This window comes from Sphingobacterium sp. WOUb80 (assembly GCF_050058145.1).
In the GTDB taxonomy this organism is placed as follows: Bacteria; Bacteroidota; Bacteroidia; order Sphingobacteriales; family Sphingobacteriaceae; genus Sphingobacterium.
In genome coordinates this window covers 2,194,061-2,212,340 of sequence record NZ_CP165617.1, presented here as the reverse complement: position 1 = coordinate 2,212,340, position 18,280 = coordinate 2,194,061, and the positions used below count along the sequence as shown (strand labels likewise).

At 35.9% G+C, this 18,280-nt stretch carries 18 protein-coding genes; 7 read left to right on the top strand and 11 right to left on the bottom strand.

The window, feature by feature from the left end:
* Positions 1 to 4 precede the first annotated feature (4 nt).
* Genes AB1Z56_RS09145 through AB1Z56_RS09135 form a run of 3 tightly spaced genes read left to right on the top strand, consistent with a single transcriptional unit; the run spans position 5 to position 3,699 of the window.
* Entirely contained in the window at positions 5 to 817 is an 813-nt protein-coding gene (locus tag AB1Z56_RS09145; RefSeq protein ID WP_426791820.1) for a KilA-N domain-containing protein, read from the top strand.
* A 15-nt stretch (positions 818 to 832) separates the two neighbouring features.
* Positions 833 to 2,299, top strand: a complete 1,467-nt coding sequence (locus AB1Z56_RS09140; RefSeq protein ID WP_426791819.1) for a type I restriction-modification system subunit M — start codon at positions 833 to 835, stop codon at positions 2,297 to 2,299.
* Positions 2,299 to 3,699 carry a restriction endonuclease subunit S gene (locus AB1Z56_RS09135; RefSeq protein ID WP_426791818.1) on the top strand — a complete coding sequence of 467 codons (1,401 nt, stop codon included), beginning with the start codon at positions 2,299 to 2,301 and terminating at the stop codon, positions 3,697 to 3,699. The genes AB1Z56_RS09140 and AB1Z56_RS09135 overlap by 1 nt, the downstream gene beginning before the upstream one ends.
* 74 nt (positions 3,700 to 3,773) lie before the next feature.
* On the opposite strand, the gene AB1Z56_RS09130 is transcribed toward AB1Z56_RS09135, so the two are convergent.
* Together AB1Z56_RS09130 and AB1Z56_RS09125 are read right to left on the bottom strand one after the other, a co-directional pair.
* Complete coding sequence (locus AB1Z56_RS09130) at positions 3,774 to 4,724, bottom strand: STING domain-containing protein (protein ID WP_426791817.1); 951 nt, start codon at positions 4,722 to 4,724, stop codon at positions 3,774 to 3,776.
* Between the two features lies 1 nt (position 4,725).
* On the bottom strand, positions 4,726 to 5,784 hold the full coding sequence (locus AB1Z56_RS09125) for a hypothetical protein (RefSeq protein WP_426791816.1): 1,059 nt from the start codon (positions 5,782 to 5,784) through the stop codon (positions 4,726 to 4,728).
* A gap of 263 nt (positions 5,785 to 6,047) precedes the next feature.
* On the opposite strand from AB1Z56_RS09125, the gene AB1Z56_RS09120 reads away from it, so the two are divergent.
* Positions 6,048 to 6,830 (top strand): hypothetical protein, encoded by a 783-nt coding sequence (locus AB1Z56_RS09120; RefSeq protein WP_426791815.1) that lies wholly within the window; start codon positions 6,048 to 6,050, stop codon positions 6,828 to 6,830.
* A 79-nt stretch (positions 6,831 to 6,909) separates the two neighbouring features.
* Here the strand turns inward: AB1Z56_RS09120 and AB1Z56_RS09115 are convergent, their stop codons facing one another.
* The 4 genes from AB1Z56_RS09115 to AB1Z56_RS09100 form a co-directional block, all read right to left on the bottom strand.
* Positions 6,910 to 7,989 carry an IS481 family transposase gene (locus AB1Z56_RS09115; protein ID WP_426791814.1) on the bottom strand — a complete coding sequence of 360 codons (1,080 nt, stop codon included), beginning with the start codon at positions 7,987 to 7,989 and terminating at the stop codon, positions 6,910 to 6,912.
* Between the two features lie 56 nt (positions 7,990 to 8,045).
* On the bottom strand, positions 8,046 to 8,486 hold the full coding sequence (locus AB1Z56_RS09110; protein WP_426791813.1) for a hypothetical protein: 441 nt from the start codon (positions 8,484 to 8,486) through the stop codon (positions 8,046 to 8,048).
* Between the two features lie 300 nt (positions 8,487 to 8,786).
* The gene (locus tag AB1Z56_RS09105) at positions 8,787 to 9,767 is read right to left on the bottom strand and encodes a hypothetical protein (RefSeq protein ID WP_426791812.1); all 981 of its coding nucleotides are present in this window, start codon (positions 9,765 to 9,767) and stop codon (positions 8,787 to 8,789) included.
* Positions 9,764 to 10,054 carry a hypothetical protein gene (locus AB1Z56_RS09100; RefSeq protein ID WP_426791811.1) on the bottom strand — a complete coding sequence of 97 codons (291 nt, stop codon included), beginning with the start codon at positions 10,052 to 10,054 and terminating at the stop codon, positions 9,764 to 9,766. The genes AB1Z56_RS09105 and AB1Z56_RS09100 overlap by 4 nt, the downstream gene beginning before the upstream one ends.
* 428 nt (positions 10,055 to 10,482) lie before the next feature.
* On the opposite strand from AB1Z56_RS09100, the gene AB1Z56_RS09095 reads away from it, so the two are divergent.
* The 3 genes from AB1Z56_RS09095 (at position 10,483) to AB1Z56_RS09085 (ending at position 14,038) form a co-directional block, all read left to right on the top strand.
* Positions 10,483 to 12,612, top strand: a complete 2,130-nt coding sequence (locus AB1Z56_RS09095; RefSeq protein WP_426791810.1) for a hypothetical protein — start codon at positions 10,483 to 10,485, stop codon at positions 12,610 to 12,612.
* A gap of 197 nt (positions 12,613 to 12,809) precedes the next feature.
* Positions 12,810 to 13,217 (top strand): hypothetical protein, encoded by a 408-nt coding sequence (locus tag AB1Z56_RS09090; RefSeq protein WP_426791809.1) that lies wholly within the window; start codon positions 12,810 to 12,812, stop codon positions 13,215 to 13,217.
* A 395-nt stretch (positions 13,218 to 13,612) separates the two neighbouring features.
* Positions 13,613 to 14,038, top strand: coding sequence for an SMI1/KNR4 family protein (locus AB1Z56_RS09085; protein WP_426791808.1), 426 nt, complete (start codon positions 13,613 to 13,615; stop codon positions 14,036 to 14,038).
* A gap of 214 nt (positions 14,039 to 14,252) precedes the next feature.
* Here AB1Z56_RS09085 and AB1Z56_RS09080 read toward each other — a convergent pair whose 3' ends face one another.
* The 5 genes from AB1Z56_RS09080 to AB1Z56_RS09060 all read right to left on the bottom strand — a co-directional run bounded on the left by AB1Z56_RS09080 (position 14,253) and on the right by AB1Z56_RS09060 (position 18,240).
* Positions 14,253 to 14,435, bottom strand: coding sequence for a hypothetical protein (locus AB1Z56_RS09080; protein WP_028069684.1), 183 nt, complete (start codon positions 14,433 to 14,435; stop codon positions 14,253 to 14,255).
* A 185-nt stretch (positions 14,436 to 14,620) separates the two neighbouring features.
* Positions 14,621 to 14,962: a hypothetical protein gene (locus AB1Z56_RS09075; RefSeq protein WP_426791807.1), complete on the bottom strand. Its 342-nt coding sequence runs from the start codon at positions 14,960 to 14,962 to the stop codon at positions 14,621 to 14,623.
* A gap of 930 nt (positions 14,963 to 15,892) precedes the next feature.
* A complete protein-coding gene (locus AB1Z56_RS09070; RefSeq protein ID WP_309366965.1) occupies positions 15,893 to 16,405 on the bottom strand; it encodes a ClbS/DfsB family four-helix bundle protein in 513 nt (170 codons plus the stop codon).
* Positions 16,406 to 16,625: 220 nt separating this feature from the next.
* The gene (locus tag AB1Z56_RS09065; protein ID WP_426791806.1) at positions 16,626 to 17,525 is read right to left on the bottom strand and encodes a hypothetical protein; all 900 of its coding nucleotides are present in this window, start codon (positions 17,523 to 17,525) and stop codon (positions 16,626 to 16,628) included.
* Positions 17,526 to 17,544: 19 nt separating this feature from the next.
* Entirely contained in the window at positions 17,545 to 18,240 is a 696-nt protein-coding gene (locus AB1Z56_RS09060; RefSeq protein ID WP_426791805.1) for a hypothetical protein, read from the bottom strand.
* Positions 18,241 to 18,280 lie beyond the last annotated feature (40 nt).

The following is an 18,280-nucleotide window of genomic DNA, read 5'->3' as shown; positions in this document are numbered from 1 at the left end:
TGAAATGGCAAAAATTAATGTTTATGATACCGAAATTACGGTTATATCTGTCCAGGAGAGAGACTATATTTCGCTTACTGATATGGCAAATGCCAAAGAGGGTGATAGCCGTGCAGCCGACATCATAAAAAACTGGCTCAGGACAAGATATGCACTTGAATTTTTGAGTACTTGGGAACAAATCAATAATGCCCATTTTAAAGTGGTGGAATCTGACCACTTTAAAATGCAGTCAGGTTTACCAAATTTTGTGTTAAGCGCATCTGAATGGATTGAAAAAACAAATGCAGTTGGCATTATCGTTAAAAAAGGGAAATACGGAGGAACCTATGCCCATAAAGATATTGCTTTTGAGTTCGGTTCGGCCATCAGCGTACCATTTAAACTGTATTTGATCACTGAATTTCAGCGGCTGAAAGAAGAAGAACAAAAGCAATTAGGCTGGACTGCAAAACGTGAATTGGCAAAAATCAATTATCATATTCATACGGATGCCATTAAGCACAATCTTATTCCCAAGGAGCTCTCGTCGGCCCAAACATCAATCATTTATGCCAACGAAGCTGATGTATTGAATGTTGCCTTATTTGGCATGACAGCTAAGCAATGGCGTGAAACAAATCCCGATAAAAAAGGGAATATACGCGATTATGCATCCATCAATGAATTGATCTGTTTGGCTAATATAGAAAATCTGAACGCCGTACTTATCAGTGAAAATTTACCACAAAAAGAAAGACTTATAAAACTCAATAAAATAGCTATTCAACAAATAAGCATATTGCAAAACGTGGAGAATCGCAATTTATTGAAATAGATATCATAACAAATCATGAGCGCTGAAGAAATCGCACAGAAACTTTGGAACCTCTGTAACGTCCTACGTGATGACGGAGTTACCTATCACCAATATTTAAATGAATTGACTTATATTCTTTTCCTCAAACTTTCCGAAGTGCGGAAATTTGACAAGGAGATACCAGAAGAGTATCGCTGGGATAAGTTTAAGTCAATCAAAGATAATAAAGAATTATACGACACCTACCGGGAACTGCTGGCTACCATCTCTGCAAAGACGCAGAACGCAACGATTAAGGAGATCTATACCAATGCAAGCAGTATGCTGCGTAAGCCTGTTAACTTACGTACCCTAGTGACAGCTATAGATGGTATAGACTGGTTTGAAGATGTTGAGAAAGACCAGATTGCGACGATCTATGAAGAGTTGCTAGAGAAAAATGCCAACGAGAAAAAATCTGGAGCTGGACAATATTTCACACCACGCCCGTTGATCAATGTGATGGTTGATCTGTTGGTGCCTAAAATTGGCGAACGTTGGAATGACCCTGCTGCGGGCACATTTGGTTTTATGATCGCAGCAGACCACTATCTCAAAGGAAAAACAGACAACTATTTTACATTGGGTGAGAAGGAACTTCGCTTTCAGAAGTATGAAGCTTTTACGGGCTGTGAACTCGTACAAGATGCCCATCGCTTAGCCTTAATGAATGCCAAGCTACATGGTATAGAGTCCCCCATAGCCTTAGCGGACACACTGAGCCAAGAGGGAGAGGCTTTCAACAATTACGATGGCGTGTTGGCCAATCCACCTTTTGGTACCAAAAAAGGAGGGGAGCGACCAACGCGGACGGACTTGACCTTTTTAAGCTTCAACAAGCAGCTGAATTTTTTACAACATATCTACCGCTCGCTGAAAAAAGACGGCAAAGCACGTGCGGCAGTTGTGCTACCAGATAATGTGCTGTTTGAAGACGGCGACGGTTTGAAAATCCGTCGTGACCTGATGGACAAGTGTAACCTGCATACCATCCTGCGTTTACCTACAGGTATCTTTTACGCGGCAGGTGTCAAGACGAATGTATTATTTTTTACGCGTGGCAAGACAGAAACCGGCAACACCAAAAACGTATGGGTCTACGATATGCGGACCAATGCGCCCAGCTTTGGTAAGCGCACCCCATTCACGCGGACAGCATTTGCCGATTTCGTGAAGGCTTACACAGGTGGCATTTCCATTGATGATGTGAAAGATAGCTGGCAAGGAGATATCGTTGAGGCTAAACGTACTGAAATAGCCAAAGAGGATAATCGCTGGCAGGTATTCAGTCGTGACACCCTTGCAACTAAAGGGGATTCGTTGGATATTGGTTTAATAGCCGACAGTACATTAAGTAGTGGTGATGACCTTGGCGATCCAATAGATATCGCACGTGAAGCGTTATTGGAACTAGATGCTATTACCAAGGAGTTGAATGATTTGATAAAGGAGTTGAATTGATGGAAAACGTATTACCTAAGGGATGGGCCTCTTCGAAATTGGGATATCTTGGACAATATTTAAACGGGAGAGCTTTTAAGCCTAATGAATGGAAACTCGAAGGTTTACCAATTGTTAGAATACAGAACTTAAACAATGAAGATGCCCCATTTAATTATACCGATAAAATACATGAACAAAGATATCTAATTGATAATAATACTTTATTAATGGCATGGTCGGCGTCTTTAGGTGTATATTTCTGGGATAAGGGACCCGCTTGGCTCAATCAGCATATTTTTAAAGTTTTACCAAATGAAAAGTTAATAACGAAAAGATTTCTATACTACTGTTTATCAATTTCCATTGATGATTTTTATCGAAAGACACACGGGACAGGAATGGTTCATATTACTAAACCAGTATTTGAAAATCATGAGATACCGCTCCCTCCACTTTCTGAACAAGAGCGTATAGTTGCAAAACTTGACAAACTCTTTGCTCAACACGAAAAGATAAAAAAAGCACTGGATCGCATTCCACAATTGCTAAAAACTTTTCGCCAGCAAGTGTTGACACAGGCGGTTACAGGAACGCTTACTGAGCAATGGAGGGAAGGAAAAAAATTGGAAGACGCTGATATTTTCATCCGAAAAGTCATTAGTGATAGAAATGAAAATGATCGAACTTTAAAACGAAAACTTACTTATAAATTTATTGAAGGCTCTTATGAGATTCCAGATAAATGGAGTTTTTCTTTTTTACAAAATTTAGGAGAATTTACAAGAGGGAGATCAAAGCACAGGCCAAGGAATGATAAAAAACTATTTAATGGAGCGTATCCATTTATTCAGACTGGCGATGTTTCCAATGCTACGATGTATATCAATGAATACAAAAATACCTATAGCGAATTTGGATTAAAACAAAGTAGATTATTCCCCAAGGGAACATTATGTGTTACAATCGCGGCAAATATAGCAGAAACAGCTATATTAAATTTTGATAGCTGTTTTCCTGATAGTGTGGTGGGCTATGTGCCATATAGAAACCTCTATTCTTCTGAATTTGCCATGTATTTCATTAAAACAATACAAAAAGAGTTAGAGCATTTTGCACCGGCTACGGCTCAAAAAAATATTAACATGGCTATTCTGGGAGAAATCCCATTTCCAGTTCCGCCGCTTCAAGAACAACAAGAAATCGTCCATCGAGTAGAAAGTCTCTTTTTTAAAGCCGATGCTATTGAAACTCGCTATCAAACGTTAAAAGCAAAAATAAACAATTTGCCGCAAGCTATCCTGCATAAAGCCTTCAAAGGTGAGCTAGTCCCTCAGCTTACAACAGATGGTGATGCGATGGAATTGTTAGCGGAGATTATGGCCTTGAAAAAAGATGTAAAGAAAAAAGGAAAAGCTTAAAATTCAAATATTCTCAAGCAATGTAAAAAGCAATGCTTGAGAATATTTATAAATAAAATGCCTTTTAAAAGTGGCTATTTTAAGTTTTTTTCATTTATTACAGTGATTAGATCATTGTAACCATCTCTCAGGGCTAGCTTGTTCAATGTGTACACAAATCGGTCAAACTCCCTATTCAATATATTCTCATAATCGGATGACATTGAATTAAAATCGTACGGTAATAAATTTGATATTGCAAAATTGATTCCCGATAACACGGTTGGAAAATCCACAACAAACAGTTTTCCGTCTTCTACAAATACCTCGACGTCGATATGACGTGGGCGGCCCATATAGTTGAAAGTAAGTTTTTTGGTCTGGAACCTTTTTTTCAATGTTTGAAACTGGCTGTTTACATCTGCTGTAAGGCGTTCAGGAATAATGATCTTTATAATACAATCCTCATACAGCTTATCGTCATCATTCACTATTCCGTTGTTTTGTATAATATGTAAACAAGTAGGTTTTACGAAGTTTTCGTAATATACTGCTGCTAAAGTAGATGATGGAAAAAAGTTAATTCCTGAGTCTACTTGATTTTTGAATAAACTTTTAATCTGATTGATGGCGTTGAGAAAAGTCTGAATTTTATCTCTTTCAAAACGGGCTAACGAAATCCCTTTAATGTCGGACAAGACTTTAATATCTTTGTCTATTAAGAATGCACAATTATTTAGCCCAAGACGGCCTATGAATAAGCCTAATTCGAACAATATATTGTCTCTAGGTTGTAGGTATTCCTTTTCTCTGACCTCTACTTTATCATCTTGTGTCCCGATCAAAATTCCAAAATCGAATTGCAGAGTAGCTTTTATCAAATCGTTTAAATAATTGCTATTCAATTTAAAAATGGCTTTATCCCATATATCTTCATTCCAAACAGTAACTTCAAATTCACCATCTATTTCTAAAATATCTTTTGCTGCTCTTGCCAAATCAAGCTCTTCACTAGAAGAGCCAATGAAAATTCTTTTTTTTCTCATGCTATAATTGTGCTTTTAAATCAGATAGAATAAAACTTACTTCAGCCATCAGATTCTTGAGATACTGTAGCTTATTCGGTTGGTTTCTAAAAATATATTCCCGACCATCTACAGATGTTAAATCATTTGCAGCTTGTTGGTTGGTGGCAAGTTTGAAAAGTTGACTTAGCACGATAGAAACGAGCATATATTTATTTAGGTTCTGATAGGTAGATGCGTCGATATCGTAACAGATAGCATTAAAGTCGAAACTGGTTAATTGAATGTCTTTATCGCTATCTTCTTTAATATTTTTTAATAGGCGAATCATCTTCTTTAATCGGCCTTGTGTAACAGAGCTTTTTTCGTTGATACGTTTAATACTCAAGAAGGGGTAGTCTACATCACCTTTTGAGTTGGTGTGTTTGTTATATACTTGTATACCTCTATAGTCTTCTTGTTTGCTGTTAATCACTGATTTAGCGTCATCATACCAGTTAGCTATAACAATATCGACATCACGTTTCAGGTGTTGATTTGTAATTTTTATAGATTTAGGTTTGGTTATATCACAACTATCGTACACGTCTGATAATTTAGATTCTGACTTCAATCTATTAACTCTTAAATCCTGCAACGCGGTATCAAGTCCGTATCCTCCCCCTTGTAATTCCGCTTTGAGGCTACTGACTTGTGTTGCCTGCAAATATTTTATCTGGTTATAATCAGATAATACTTCCTCGATACCCGACTTGTCAAAGGTGTAAAATTTTTGCGTGATAACAAGAAGGTCAATGTCGCTACTTCCCTTTATATGAGTGTTTGTCATTACCGATCCTTGATATTTGTAAGTAACGTCGGATAAGCTCTCTTGCAGATGGCTTTTTACTCTTTCTCCAGCATCTTTACTCCTTTTAGTATATGCAGCGTCAACACCGTTCATTGCTAACGTAACATACCTCATGATGTCGCTATATTGGAGTGCTGAGAGCTCATCTGACAGGGATTTTTCTAAGATAATATTCTCTGGGTTAGACCTTCTTTGAATATTACTTATGAGTTGGTTATAATTTTTATACATCGTAAATTATTGATAATATGAACAACTATTTATTTTTACCAAAGTTCACTCTTATCTGTGCAGCTAATGTGCACAATAAAATGAGAGAGGCATTTTTTTGTGCAAGCTTAAGGAATGAACTTTTATAATCTTTATGGAAAACCGTAACCATGGTAATTAAGAAATAATGAATAGTTTTTACTATTAATAGGAAAAAGATGTATTTTTAATTGAGCCTGATTTTACGAAAAGTGATTAACGTTCAATAATACAAATTATAATTCATGACCTATAATTTATACATCCAATGTGGCAATGGACAATTTAATTTGTTCGATCTGCCTAATGAGAAACTGGAAAAGGTTTTATTGGCATATTTAAAAGGAGATTCTAAATTTACTTTATCTGGTCAGACTTATCACTTTGGTAATAGTGTAGATGTTTTTAAAATATGTGAAAATGAGTCTGGACGAAATCAAAGGGAACTTGACGAGATAGTCAATATGCATGGGAATCAAGCCTACTTTGGCGGCGCTTATTTTACTCCTGAAGAACTTGAGGGTTTGGGAAAAAACGTTTCAGATGAAATTGTAGGTGATCGAGAATTTGGATGTGAAAAAGAAAAAATAATCCAAAGCAATGAGATATATATTAATTTAAAGCATATAGAAATTTTAGAAAAATTAAATGAACAAACCTCTTATGATTTATCAAAATTGGTAGGATTATGCAAGGAAGTTAACGATAATTTTGTCCGACACAATTACTATTCTGTATCATTACTTCTGAGAACGATATTAAATCATGTTCCTCCTGTGTTCAATGGAAAGGATAACTTCGATCAAGTACTTGCAGAATTAAATGGGCCTAAACATCGGACTAAAAGAGAACTTCTATCTCGGCTTAACGAGCTACAGCGTAAATTAGCGGATTTGGTTACTCATGCTACTCTTAAAGAGTTTGAACCCGAAATAACTAGACAACAAGTTTCTTTTATTCCTGAAATTGATTACCTTTTAACAGAAGTGATCTCTGAACTTAAGTGTAATAGCCACTACTTGATCTGACAGTTGGTTGTTTTTTAAAATTGTCAGATTGCCTATTCGAATATAGTAATGTTTCCGCAAAATCTATAGATTCAACTTGTTACTTATTTTCTTGCACCGGATAAGTAACAAGTTGATCTTCTTTTAGTGTCTCCAGCATCTTTTCTTTTGCCAAATTAATTGTATCATTGAAGGTCTGCATAGGTGTCTTTCCAAAGCAATACTTTCCTGTATGGGTACGATCCTGATTATAGTACGTCATCCAACGATCAAGGTCGTTTTGGAGTTCCTGAATGCTTCGGTATACTTTCTTTCTGAATGCAACTGCATAAAACTCGTCCTGAATAGTACGATGGAAACGTTCGCAAATACCATTTGTTTGAGGACTTTTTGCTTTGGTTTTTGTGTGATCTATATCTTCGATGGCTAAATAGAGCTGATATTCATGCTGGTCTCTTACCCCGCAGTATTCCGTTCCTCGATCTGTCAATATCCTTAACAACCTTAAGTCATGTTGCTCGAAAAATGGTACGACCTGATCATTTAGCATATCTGCAGCAACTAATGCATTCTTACGATCATACAGCTTTGTAAAAGCGACTTTGGAATAGGTATCAATGAAAGTTTGCTGATATATATGTCCAACTCCCTTAATATTCCCGACATAGTATGTATCCTGAGCACCTAGATATCCGGGATGATGAGTTTCTATCTCACCGTGTGCCTTTTTCTCTTCTTTAGCTCTTTCCAGAGCTACAAGCTGAGCTTCCGTTAAAACAATACCTTCCTGTGCAGACTTTGCCTCTAAGGCTTTTAATCTGAGCTTGAAGGTCTGCAGATCATGCCTCATCCATATACTCCTAACTCCTCCAGGAGATATTAATATACCTTGCTTTTTCAACTCATTAGAAACACGTAACTGACCTAAAGCAGGCTGGTCTATAGCTAGATCGACAACAGCTTTTTCAATATGCTCTTCTACTCGGTTCTTTAATATAGGCTTTCTTCTAGAAAGTTCTTGCAGTGCAAGCTCGCCTCCTTGATCATACAATTCTTTGAATCTATAAAAGCTGTCTCTGGAATAGCCCATTACTTTACAGGCTCTTGATACATTTCCTAGATGCTGGGCAAGTTCTAAAACACCCAGTTTGTTCTTGATGATTTTTTCTTGTGTTGTCATAACTCTAATCTATTTTACAGTTGTTAATTTATCGCAACTGTCAGATTAAGTCTTGACTACTTCAATTCATAGGTGAATAATCTACTCCATACCTGCTTTTGAGGATATATCTCGAGTACTACACTGTCTCCTATATGACCTAATTTATCAATAAAGAAACCTGTCGATATGGAAGGGCTACTGACAAAAATATCATAACTATTTCTCTTTAATTTTATAGAAAATTTGCCTTTTCTATCGCAATAAGCTGTCTTATCTTTCTCATATATAGATTGACCTGCGCTTCTGAAATTTACAGATACTACTTGAGTCATCTCCGTTGGTTGAATTACACGTCCTGAAATAGTAACAGAATCTTTTTTATAATATTCTTCTACCTCTTTAAAAGTACTTGTATACCAGAATGTGTAGCTTGCTCCATACTTATAAATTTTGTTTTTTGTGGTGCAGGCGGTAAATAGTAGTGATACTAAGATTATACTTATTATATTTTTCATCTTATTTACATCGAAGTGATAATTTATTCCCTACCGGATATATGCCTCTGAGAGATTGTTCAGTACTGTCGGCTTTAATTCTATTTTTAATTCTTGTTCGATCCGCTATATTGGGGACAGCGGTTACAAATTCAGTCATATCATCAAGGCCAGTCCATGCAATATTTTTTATACCTCGCTTTACATATTCATTGTGTCAATCAAGCCTTTAAACTTGGCTTTACCTTATCAGGAGCTGGTTGTTGTGGAAAGAAAGCAAAAGCCTACCTTGTTAGCTAGGCTTTTGAATTTTGGAAATATCTACATATTTCCATTTAGAGTGATATTTTTTATAGTGTAACTAGATGTACCACAGGAGTTTGTTTCTCTAGCTCTAACTTTCACCGCCATAGTCGAACCTGAGGTGTTTGGGTTGACAACTTTAATAGTGAATTGCGTATCAGATACGGGAATTAATTCAACATCTCCTCCCAGCATTAAGTTATATTCAATAGTTGACCCGGGAAGGTTTCTAGAAACAATATATCCGTACTCTCCGACTGTATTTATTTGAGATGTACCTGATATTGTTGGGGCAGGGGTTCCAATCACAATATTTTTATCGTAAGTTTTACCATTAAAGGTAGATCTTAACTTAATCAGACCACTAGCAGTACCAATTCTGGTTACTTTCCATTGGTTATTTCCAAGAGGGGTTAATGTAGCAATACCAGCTGCATTTTCAAGGGTTATAGTGTATGGGTTTGTAATCGTATAATTACCTTCATCACATATTTGCGATGGTCCATCGAACAAAGTAGGGGGGACAGTATCTATTTCAACCGTTTGCCATGTTTTACCAGATTCCATAGCTGACCATCCATTACTCGTATTTGGATAATTCTTTTTGTAATATTTGAATCTAAGGATAACTTGTCCCGCCTTTTTATTGGGTTGAAGTTTAAAAGTGAAATTTTTTGGTACACTTATCGAAGTACGAAACTCTGAATTATTTACTCGAATAGAATCTGAAATAGTCGTTTCAGTTCCTGTAGAACTTCTATGTATAAAAATAGCTGAAACATTACATTCCAATGAATCCGGGATACTTTTCGTAAAGGTCAAGAAACCAGTTACGTCTGTTGTTTTATTGTCGTTTTTATAAGGGATTTTACCATCTTGTAAGGTGACATTCAAATTAGCTTGGTAAACTGAGATATATCCTCCTTGTGCAAATACAAAACTATTACACAATGTTATAAGAAAGACAATAGACAGAATGGATTTTAATAAATATCTCATAATGTAATCGTGTTTAATGTTGAGATCAAATCAACCAATTTGTACTCCCCAGTGTATCCTACAAGGTATAAGCTTTGATTTTCAGCAGAAAACCCAATTTTATCTACTTCTAGATTGAAAAATTTAGCCATTTTAGCTTTTAAGACGGCAATTTCATAAGTCATTCCATTTATGATCACGTATTTAGAGGTATCAACGGTTTCTTGATCTGACTTTAGAGATTCCTCTTTCTTACACGCGCCAAAGCCTAGCCCCAGCAACGCAATAAATACTAAATATCTTTTCACTTGGTAATATAATTTAGCCGTTAAGATAAATATATTTAAGTCGATAAGACTGTAGTATCAATTAGTTCTACACAAAAGTGTAGAAGTCAGATAGTTATTTCTGCTAATTCACTCGTTCCAAAAGAGGAAGGGGCGGAAAGTTGGAGCAGGCTTTTTTTGAAAACCCTTTGTCGAGATTTAAACAAGATTTTAGCGAAAATGGACAACTGATAACTCAAATAATCTCAAGATTTTTACAATAGACGAATGCCCCAAAGCTGGTTAAATTAGTTGACAAGGAGAGTATTTGGCTAGCATTGCCTCCCTTGGCGGTTAACGAGGGGGGCTTATTCGGTATCTCCCGATTACCGCTTATTTATATCATCTTTTCTGCAGTTAGGTATATCGAGTCGAATACCTTTGTCAGATACATTTAAATCAGAAAAAATATGACAAATCAATTTCTTATCAAAAACACAGTAGAAGATCTTCGTGTATTGTCTTCTACAGAAATATCAGACCTACAATTAGGAATTTATGAAGGACTCATGCTATTGGGATATTATGATAGAGGAGATACTCCAGCCCCAATTATATATTATCTATCGGATACAAGCGAAGAAGAAGATGGAGGGAGCGTTTTTCAAGTTGGGGGTCTTAAGTTGGAGCATAAATTTGTGGGTGGCGTTGATGTTCTTTATTATGGAGCTAAAACAGATTCTGATAGCACTGATGCTATAAATAAGTCGCTTTCAAAAAATAATGAAGTTGTTATTAGTAGTAACTTTAAAATAAATCCAGTAAAAGTCGTAACTGGAAGTTCATTTGGAGGGGGGATTCAATTAAATGACAATAATATTTTACGATTTATAAATGGCTCATACTTATATATAGATGGCCAAAATACTGATAAATATGTTATAATAAATTTGAGAAATACCTCTAATGTAACAGTTATAGATGGTTATGTTATAGGTGATATTGATTCTCATGTGGGAGATACTGGTGAATATGGTTTTGGATATTATATAGCTTCTGCTTATAATTTCAAACTTATAAATTGTCAAGCTTATAAATGTTGGGGTGATGGCATTGTAGTAACTTCTGATAATGTTACTAAGACACCTTGTGTTTTAGGAGAAATTAACAATGTTTTTATGTCCGATAATAGAAGACAAGGAATGTCTATCATAGCTTGGGACAATGGCGTTGTCAATGGTGGTGTTTTTGAAAAAACAGGATTTACTAAGTCTATTAACCCATCTTTTGGTATAGATATAGAGCCTAATGCTGACGGTAGGAGTGTTATAAATGTAGTTTTAAACAGTCCAAGAACACGTTTCAACAAAAATGGCGGAATTTTACTGACACCCTCGCAGATGACAGACGATTCCTACTCATCTAAAGGTATTTACAACGTAACTATAAATACACCAATTAGTTATCAAGACTACGGATTCGCTGGTTTGAGATTTAGTTTTGCTGGAAATTCTAACAGCTGGAATCCTAATTACACTACGGCTAAAATAAATGGGACTATTAATATAAATGATTCTTTAATCCAAGAAAGCGCATATAATGCCATTAAATTTGACAGATGGGGTTTATCTGCGCCTGTTGTAAATATAAAAAACACAACAATTATTGATTGTAATGCAACTCTGTCTAATGACAGAACTTTAGGTTCTGCAATAATAATTCTCCCATCACAAGTTCAGGATGATATTGGTACAATAAATATAGATGGGGTAAATGTATTAGAAACTAGAGAGGTGAACAGTATTTATACAGCTGTAAATATAGTTATGTATGATTTCAGTTCTAAAAATATAAATCTTAAAAACATAAATATTGAGAGAGTAAAAGACGCTTCGGGGGCTAAGGTATATATAAACAAATCATTAAGTACTTGCGTAAAATATGATGTTCCTCCTGAAAACAGAATAACAGGATCATATATTATACCTAATTTTGGAAGATATAATGGTGAAACAATTATTTTAGATTCTAATGGCACTAATGTTACACTGCCTAGCGCAGTAGTGTCAGGAGGGTATGAGGTAGAATTTGTTTACGGAGCGAACAATACAGCATCAGTTTTTGTAGGCCCAAGATCAGGAGATGCTATCGATATGATTGGTTTTACTGATGGAGCATTGATACAAATGGGTTCTATTAGAGATAGAATTAGATTAAAGTCTGTTAACGGCAGATGGAAGGTAATATCATTTCAAGGTGTAACTAGGATTAATAGTAGATCATCTACAGATTTGAATAATTCTTTTATAAATAAGTCCGGAGAACCTGATCTTGCACCTTTATCTTCAGGAGAATTTTATTTTGATTCTACAAATAGAATTTGGTATAAATCTATAGGTACAACTGCTATTAATAATTATATTGCACTAAATCCTAGAGCATCTACTACAGTTAGAGGAGATTTATTGCAATCCGCAGCATCAACAGATACGGCTACTAATCCAAGTGCAACTTATAATCAATCAGAAGTTCAAGCAATATTAACAGAACTTCGTGACTTAAAATCAAAAATGAGGACAGCAGGTATACTAGCCACTTAATCTTGTAACAAAAAGCCTAGATTGTGCACTACCATATTTAGGTTGAAGGTGTACTTTTTGTTGATTTTTCAAGTGACGGGCAGTAAAGTCATTTAATAAAACTGTAGTAATCAATAATATTTTGAAACGGAATTTTTCATAAGAGACTGTATATGATAAAGTTATAACAAAAGGTGTAGAATTATAAAATAAATAATATGACAAAAAATCTGAAAAATATCTATTACAATTTTGAAGAAGGAAATTATGGACTTAAGGTGGTGTTTGATTTGGACGGATTATACCTTCTATTCGATTCGACGAATTTTATATACACCGATGCTCCTGAATTTGATGGATGGAGAAATTGGAATACACCAATTTATAAAGAGCCTGAAAAAGATTCATTGCACGTTACAGAAATTAAAGAAGATGAATTGACAAGTTACTTCGTCAAGCTTTCAAATAGGGATGTGTTTTATATTTATCAGCATATGGATTTGGAAGGGACCTGGCACCAAAATTTTACAATGGTCTCCCCAAAAGAGGACAATTATAATGAAGTTGTAGAATACATGGAAGAGGAATGGGTAGAAACAGTCGTTCCGGAACTCCGAAACATGTAGCATCATTACCCTCATTCGAAAGGGATCAGTCAAAGGGCGATAAGTTTTTCCGGTATATGCCAGTCAATGAAATTCTCCAGCAATGTAGTTTATCATTCGATTCCTAGCGGGATTGTAAAGCGAACATCTAGCCAACATAGTCTCTCTTTGCGGTTAACGAATAAATCAGCTACGGCTTCTTGTAGCCAATCATTCTTTCGAACCCATACCTTAGCCTTACAGTTTGTAATAATCTTAAAAGTTAATAGCTGTAAGCCTATTAATTCATCATATCATGACCAATTCCAACCTTCCAATAGTTATAAGAAAACATTTTCTGATCTGTAAAGTTTTTTCAAGACGAGACAATATGACAACAGAAAAATAGAACTTTACAAAAAATGGTAACTTAGAATATGAAAACAGTCAATGAACTATTATTGAAATACAATTGTCCAAAACGTACTCAAAAAGCCAAAACAAAAATTGAACAAATACAAAGAATTTTGAACTTCAATCTTCCTAACGATTACTTGTTTTTTTTACAGAATTACTCGGGTTTTGAACAGTTTATAGGATCAGAGTTCGTGAGACTTTGGGACATTGACGAATTAATTGGAGCCAATACTGACTGTCAAATTTTTGAGAACCTTCCAAAGACTTTGGCAATTGGTGGAAATGGAAGTAGTGAATTTATTGCAATTGAACAAACAGTTGACAATTCAATTAAAGTAGTACTTACGCCTTTTATTGATTTGGACAAACAATATCATATTGAAATTGGAATCTCTTTTACTGACTTTTTACAACGATTAGACAACGGACAAGAATGGTTCAAATGAAACTTATTACGAGAAGAGCGTCAGAGACCCTAAACGTATTGGCAATAGTGGGGCTGACATTAATAAACGGTTGTTGGATGGCTAAAATAATAGCGTTGGAAATTTCTAAGTTTTCGGTTAGGAAGAAACGTTTTGAGGTATCGAAAATTTTTGAATAGAATTAACAACTGATATCTCAAATAATCTAGCAAGCTTTATAGAGCCTGTAAAGTAACTATTTTGGTAAATTCATAAGTAGTTCCTTTGCAGGTACTTCTTGAATTTTACCATCAACTTTTACCACCAAACTCTCACCCTTTGCAGCACTTTCTTCTGCCAATTTTCGTAAAGCCTTTTGCACTCCTAAACGAATTCGTTCAGCAAGATTGATATTTTCAATATTTACCTTATCGTTCATTATGGTATTTCGATTTTAGTGTTGACCAAATTTCGCTATTTGAAACGAATTCTCCAAATTTATCACCTTGAGCAATTATTTCGGGTATTAGATCCATGTTATCAAAAACCAGCCATCGATCACATATCGGAATATAAATGTTAAACAGGTTTTCTAAACCACAATGATATCGTCTTTCTATCACATCAGATGGAATATTGTGTCCCCCGTTTTCTACTCTCTTCTTTACACGTTGTATGGCTAGTGAAGGTGATTTGAGCTTCGACTACTAAATTTTTATAGCGTCGAGTGGAGAGAGTTGTTTCAAATGCAAAATCAGCTTTATTCTTCATCAATTCCGCTATACGCTCCAACATAATTCGTCCAGCTGATACAGCTACGCTTTGCGGGTTGAAAGGAGAAATACCTGCTGCTATGTTGTCGGCATTTACAAATTCCCTGCAATCTAATATCTCCGGTAACACGGTGTAACTAGCGGTTGTTTTTCCTGCTCCGTTGCAGCCAGAGATAATGTAGATATTTGGCATATGCTGTTTTTTTGTTAAAATAGGGAAAATTGACCAAATTTTAATTTCTTATTTAAAATTGGTTATTTCAGTAGCGGTAGTTTACTCACTTCAAAAGCGGAAGGAGCACAAAGTTCGAGTAGGTTTTTTTTAACAGCCCTACGGTTTCCCGTAACTAATCCTACTTTCAAACCCATACCTTAGCCTTATCAATTTGTAATCATCTTAAAAGTTAATAGCTGCAAACATATTCATCTAGCATAAATAATGTATATTAGGCTTGGGTATTAACCTTGCGCGATTGAAAAGTAGCATGCCATGATAGTAACGGCGACCAATTCCAAACTTCCCATAGCAGCCAATGTTGTCATCCGGTACCAATATCTTTAGCGATAGAGGAGCGAGCTATGTAGATTTTTTTAGTCGTCCCGCAGATAACTTTTTTTCAGTTTGGGTATTTCTTCTATATTTTTATAAGGTAGTTTATAAATAGGATTAAAATAATTGTAATATCTCCAAAAAGCAAAAGGATTCATCGGAAACAATCGGTATAACGTAGTATCGTTAGATTTTACATTGCCCTTTTTCAAATACTCATGCCAACTCTCCTCTATCCCTTCGAAGTTTTCAGCGCTAGTTGCTCTTATATAGAAGTCACCGGAGCTATTTGCAAATTTGTAATGGTATGTATCTACGAGCCAATCGCAAAGAGTTCTCAATGGATTCAAATTAAATACTACCATTATTAGAAGTATAGGGACTAAATACTTAATTATTTTTTTCATATTAATTACATCCTGTGTTGGATTGAACTTTAATCGGATTTGTTGTTGCACCAGCGACTCCAGTGCCTTTCTTTGCCTTAATAGCTTTATAGAGGCCTGAAGGTGTGGGACAATCCCTTATTATATAGGGTAGGGAGTGTAAATCCTGTCCGTTTAAGCAGGATTTTTATCTGATGTTATGTGCTTTTTTCCACTTCCGAATTCTCCCTCTTGCATTGGTATAAGGCGAAGACGTGTTAAACTGAATCATTCTTCCTAAAGCCCATTTCTCATACCAGGAAACCTCATATAATTCAGTATTAGATTTTTGCTTAATTAGATTAATAATTTTAGAAACCGTTTCATCTAATTTACTACACAATCTATTGAAGTCCATGCCTTCATAATCTTTGTAAAACTTTTGTGCCAACTTGCCGAGTTCATTCCACTTATAGCCTGTTTCAGGAAAATCCACTGGCTCATTATTATCCTTTTTCCGATTCCATTTAAGCACCAATTCTCCCCATCCCATCAAATAAGAAACAAGGTTATTGATACTCATTGTCGTATCTTTTGCATGTCCTTCTAAATCTGTGACGCTAGTTAATTCAACAGGGATGGTCGATAATTCATTTTTTAGCTTGTTGTAATTCGTTTCAATAGCCTTTTGTAATTCTTCTTTATTAACTGGTACAGCCATACTCGAGCGAAATAGATTTTTACCAAATTTACAAAAGTTTTGTTCTAATAATTTATCATATTCATATCCGCATTGGACTATGCTTTATGAATCATAAAAAGGGATGAAACTCAAAAAATTGCGACCATTTAGAAGTTTTGATAGGAATACTAATCTGATCCGTCTTCTCTTTTCATCTTCCGAAAGTCATATACTGTGTGCCTTTAGTCAAGTCAGCTCATTAGTCAAGCCAATGAACGATATTGAGCAAAAATTGGGCATTCTGTGTTGCGGCGGGATGGTTCATTCCTCTTTTTTCACTTTTGATGCCATGGAGTTGTGCCGAAAAAGGAGCACCATCTCCGAATACCACAATCCTCCCTTTCCCAAACCGGAGGTAAGCACCGTTTGCAAATCCTTTGCCCGACAATCGGGGAATATTGTTTGGAATAGGCCTTTTTATCTGATTAGCATCATTGGGTAGATAGATGTCATATTCTTCATTTAATAAAGAAATAATATGTGCGGTCGTTGGGACGATAAATCCAGTTCCACCCCAGCACATGATACTGTCTATTTCTTTACCTGACGCAGTGGTTATTTCGTTGGATAACAGTGTTTCTCTATCTTTTGAAAAGATCTCGGGACGTCCATTCTTAGGTAAGGCAAAACCGTTCACTATATGAATGCCAAATGCTGCACCAAGCGTTTGTACAGAACCGCCACAAGGCATGTGGTCGGTGACTAGAAATAGGCTTCCACCATCAAATACCCATTGGCGGAGAGTTTCTATCTCCTTATGGGTAAAGGCTGAATAGGTGGGCAATTTCCAGTTTTCCGGATTATATAGGGCATTTATGCTGATATAGATTTTTACTTCCTTTAATTGATCGTAAGAAATTTTTTCTTTAGCACTTCGGATACGATATCCATCAGCCTGAAGGAGATCTGAAAAAGGAGCGTAAGCTCCTCTCAAAGTAACTGGATTGTTGTGTGCCTCGTCAAATAGGAGTAGAGGTCCATCACCGATCCGGTGGTGCGGATCGGTAATGGGATAATGAAACTGTTCATCTGCTACCTGTTGGGCCCTAAGCTGAGCCATACCCAACAGCAGAAATACGCAGGCAATAAATCTGTTCATATTATTTTTTTGAATAGGATTATTGGTCAGTCTTTAGCCAAGCATCATTTTCGAAACACTGCATCTGCTTTACCTTTGCATTGGCAACAGAAAATGTCAATGGGAAGGTGCCATCATCGTTGAGGAAGAAAAATTCCGAACGAGGAGTAAATGAAATTGTTTTGTTATCCCACAATTGTGTAAGAATTAAGCCTGTTGAGGAGGGTTCTATTTGAATCTTAAAGTTGTTGTCATTTAACTTTTGATAAGTTCCGGCAAGCTGTTTCAGTTGAGATGCGGTTAGAGTCGCAATTTTATTCGGGTCAAATGGCACGCGCTCACATACAATTCTACCAATGATTTTTGTTTGGCTAAAATCGCCGGAGCCATTCTTTAAAAATTCTATAGTATATCCTTCGTTTTTGGATTCAAAATGCGTATCATCTTTACGGACGAGCTGATATCTTTTTTTCTGATCCCATAGCTGTGTGGCATACAGGTTGTTTTCTTGCTCCTCGAAAGCAATGAAAGCTACTTTATTGGGTAGCTGGTAGTAACCTTGAAATGATTTTAGCGGAACCAACTGTTGTTGCTGGGGGCTGTCTTTAGGGTGGGACTGTGCAAATGTATCAATCGAAGCAAAAAGACAACATGCTCCCACCAGAAGACCATATGTTGCTTTGGAAAATTGGTGGATCGCTTTCGAGTATCCCCTTGGTTTGATGTATTGTATCATAATTTTTTTTGTTGATATGATACAAGAGTAGGTCTTTTTG

What these genes read in the sequence shown, in the direction of transcription:
- AB1Z56_RS09110 (WP_426791813.1), bottom strand. Translation starts at nt 8,486, where the DNA reads ATGAAAAATATAATAAGTATAATCTTAGTATCACTACTATTTACCGCC.
- AB1Z56_RS09085 (WP_426791808.1), top strand. Translation starts at nt 13,613, where the DNA reads ATGAAAACAGTCAATGAACTATTATTGAAATACAATTGTCCAAAACGT.
- AB1Z56_RS09070 (WP_309366965.1), bottom strand. Translation starts at nt 16,405, where the DNA reads ATGGCTGTACCAGTTAATAAAGAAGAATTACAAAAGGCTATTGAAACG.
- AB1Z56_RS09105 (WP_426791812.1), bottom strand. Translation starts at nt 9,767, where the DNA reads ATGAGATATTTATTAAAATCCATTCTGTCTATTGTCTTTCTTATAACA.
- AB1Z56_RS09140 (WP_426791819.1), top strand. Translation starts at nt 833, where the DNA reads ATGAGCGCTGAAGAAATCGCACAGAAACTTTGGAACCTCTGTAACGTC.
- AB1Z56_RS09090 (WP_426791809.1), top strand. Translation starts at nt 12,810, where the DNA reads ATGACAAAAAATCTGAAAAATATCTATTACAATTTTGAAGAAGGAAAT.
- AB1Z56_RS09125 (WP_426791816.1), bottom strand. Translation starts at nt 5,784, where the DNA reads ATGTATAAAAATTATAACCAACTCATAAGTAATATTCAAAGAAGGTCT.
- AB1Z56_RS09080 (WP_028069684.1), bottom strand. Translation starts at nt 14,435, where the DNA reads ATGAACGATAAGGTAAATATTGAAAATATCAATCTTGCTGAACGAATT.
- AB1Z56_RS09075 (WP_426791807.1), bottom strand. Translation starts at nt 14,962, where the DNA reads ATGCCAAATATCTACATTATCTCTGGCTGCAACGGAGCAGGAAAAACA.
- AB1Z56_RS09095 (WP_426791810.1), top strand. Translation starts at nt 10,483, where the DNA reads ATGACAAATCAATTTCTTATCAAAAACACAGTAGAAGATCTTCGTGTA.
- AB1Z56_RS09145 (WP_426791820.1), top strand. Translation starts at nt 5, where the DNA reads ATGGCAAAAATTAATGTTTATGATACCGAAATTACGGTTATATCTGTC.
- AB1Z56_RS09120 (WP_426791815.1), top strand. Translation starts at nt 6,048, where the DNA reads ATGACCTATAATTTATACATCCAATGTGGCAATGGACAATTTAATTTG.
- AB1Z56_RS09065 (WP_426791806.1), bottom strand. Translation starts at nt 17,525, where the DNA reads ATGAACAGATTTATTGCCTGCGTATTTCTGCTGTTGGGTATGGCTCAG.
- AB1Z56_RS09060 (WP_426791805.1), bottom strand. Translation starts at nt 18,240, where the DNA reads ATGATACAATACATCAAACCAAGGGGATACTCGAAAGCGATCCACCAA.
- AB1Z56_RS09135 (WP_426791818.1), top strand. Translation starts at nt 2,299, where the DNA reads ATGGAAAACGTATTACCTAAGGGATGGGCCTCTTCGAAATTGGGATAT.
- AB1Z56_RS09115 (WP_426791814.1), bottom strand. Translation starts at nt 7,989, where the DNA reads ATGACAACACAAGAAAAAATCATCAAGAACAAACTGGGTGTTTTAGAA.
- AB1Z56_RS09130 (WP_426791817.1), bottom strand. Translation starts at nt 4,724, where the DNA reads ATGAGAAAAAAAAGAATTTTCATTGGCTCTTCTAGTGAAGAGCTTGAT.